Annotated in this window: 2 protein-coding genes; both read right to left on the minus strand. The window is 52.8% G+C overall.

All coding sequences use genetic code 11. The features are described 5' to 3' along the window. Positions 1-53: 53 nt before the first annotated feature. The gene (locus tag ACT3UQ_RS19615; protein WP_443450825.1) at positions 54-557 is read right to left on the minus strand and encodes a hypothetical protein; all 504 of its coding nucleotides are present in this window, start codon (positions 555-557) and stop codon (positions 54-56) included. Between the two features lie 735 nt (positions 558-1,292). Next, positions 1,293-1,961 (minus strand): hypothetical protein, encoded by a 669-nt coding sequence (locus ACT3UQ_RS19620; RefSeq protein WP_443438973.1) that lies wholly within the window; start codon positions 1,959-1,961, stop codon positions 1,293-1,295. Positions 1,962-2,062 lie beyond the last annotated feature (101 nt).

Below are 2,062 nucleotides of genomic sequence, written 5' to 3' on the forward strand. Positions count from 1 at the left end.
GCACCGCCTATCCCCGACTAGAGCGATGATACGTTACGCTCAGAACCAGATTATCAATCGTTCTGTTGCTGCGGTCTGAAAACGGTATTTGAAAGCGGCGCATAGGCATACCAGCCAGTGCTCTCGCCACGACGAGTCGCCTCCCGCGCACGCGCTACTTCCTCTTCAAATTCTTTAAGTTCAATAGCCAAAGAATCGAACACTGCCGCAGCTCCAGGGTTGAGAGCTGGTCCCCTCCCCCGAAATTTGCGTTTCGGTGAGTTTTCAACGAACACGACTAATTCGATTTCGAATTTGTCGCCAAGTTCATCAGCCACACGTTGCGCCAATTGTTCACCCTCTGCACCGAATCTTCGGGCCAGACCTGCGGATTTCCACTCATAGTCACGGTTCAAGCCGTCATAGTACGACTGTTCCCACTGCGAAAGTTCGCGTGTCAAAGTACCGGACAGCTTGGCAGTGTCGTAGTCAATTGGTTCGTTAAACCAAAGCACCGTGTCTGCATAATCCGGAAACAGGCGCACCGTTGAGGGCGCAGCTTTCTGCGAAGAATTCATACCGCGATCATACCGACACAGACCAGAGACGCATCCTCAGTATTGTCACCCCTATGGGGCGGTACAGCGGCTGAAAAGGCCACCAAACTCTGAGCCGACGCACCATCGACCCCTAGTTAAGCTTTCCCCATGGACCGGCAGACTCTAGCGGAATTCTCTCTGACTTCAGCGACGTGATCAATAACGCTATCCCTGCGAGCAGTACTGCAATGGCCAATCCGAGCAGGGCCGTGTCGTCGGACGTCGCTGGGCAGCCCGCAGAACTGTCATCGATCTCAGGACAGCTTCTCCAAGGCTGTAAAAACATCACGAAACTCCCTACGACGCCCAACAGAACGAACAGGACTCCCAATGTCACGTAAATGGTCTTACGGAAAGAATGCATCCTTCATTGAATCACGGTTTCACTAGGTTCTTCGTCGCCCCATAAGCGGAACTCTCTGCGGACAACCAATCGGCACATGGAGTGTTAGCCGCATCAGACAGCGTCGGGGATGAGCCAGTTCCAAACGGATGTGACTCATTTTTCAGATTTCTTGCTTGTCCTGAAGAAGATGTAACCGAATGCTCCCGCAAACAGTGCAGCCCATATGAAACGCACTGATTCGTCGGGTTCCCACGCGTCCATAACAGCGAAGAGGACTACGAATGTGAGCAGGGTGCATGCAACGTTGACCATCTTTTCCATTGGAAGCCTCTGTTTATGATTGGAGCAGTGAAAGTGCGTGGGCCCAGCTAGAAGGGGAGATTGCCCGTCTGCAGCGGATGCACGATTATGATCCCGGTTATTTTTCCGGCGCCATTGTAGGCAACTCGCCCGATCCATTCACCAGCTTCGTGATTGAGCCGAGTCTGAACGATCAGCCCGCCAGCAAGAAACTGGTTCAGTTTCTGCGCAAGGACATTTCTTCCATCTGCAGTTTGAATGGTGGTGTTCGAGCAAGATTTAAACCCGCCACTGTCTGCAACGACTTGATCCCAGACACCCATGACATTCTTCTTCGTCAGGGCTCGAGAGCAAGTGAAGGTCATCATGGATTTCACAGAGCCGTAATCTGCTTTGCTGAGGTACTCAAAGACCTCTTCGGTACGCGAGGTGAGATCGATGATCGGGTTGCCTACAGTTCCTTCATCTGGCATTGCTGCCGATACGGTTCCGAACCGCTTAAACGCTGCTTGTCGAGTGATCCCAAAGGTAGTCCCAATGTCTTGCCATGACACACCCCGCGCCCTTGCTACGGCAACGGATTCCTCCAAATGCGCTCGAGCTGCCCGCTCGATTTGGTTGCCGATCTCGACAGCGTTCAGCGCACCAGCCTCGGTGGTCGGTGCTGTTCCGAGATTTGCGGCGTCAGCAAGGAGCACAGCAAGCCGTTCAAGTGGAGAATTCGTACGTCCTGTCATTGTTCAAACCTAACGCAGGAATGAGAAATGTCAACCATTGCATGACAATTCACGTACTGGTGGGTGTGCGGATCAAAACGTTAGCGAATCGTCCCGGATAG

The sequence above is a fragment of the Glutamicibacter sp. AOP12-B1-11 genome (genome assembly GCF_052379245.1).
Classification (GTDB): Bacteria; Actinomycetota; Actinomycetes; order Actinomycetales; family Micrococcaceae; genus Glutamicibacter.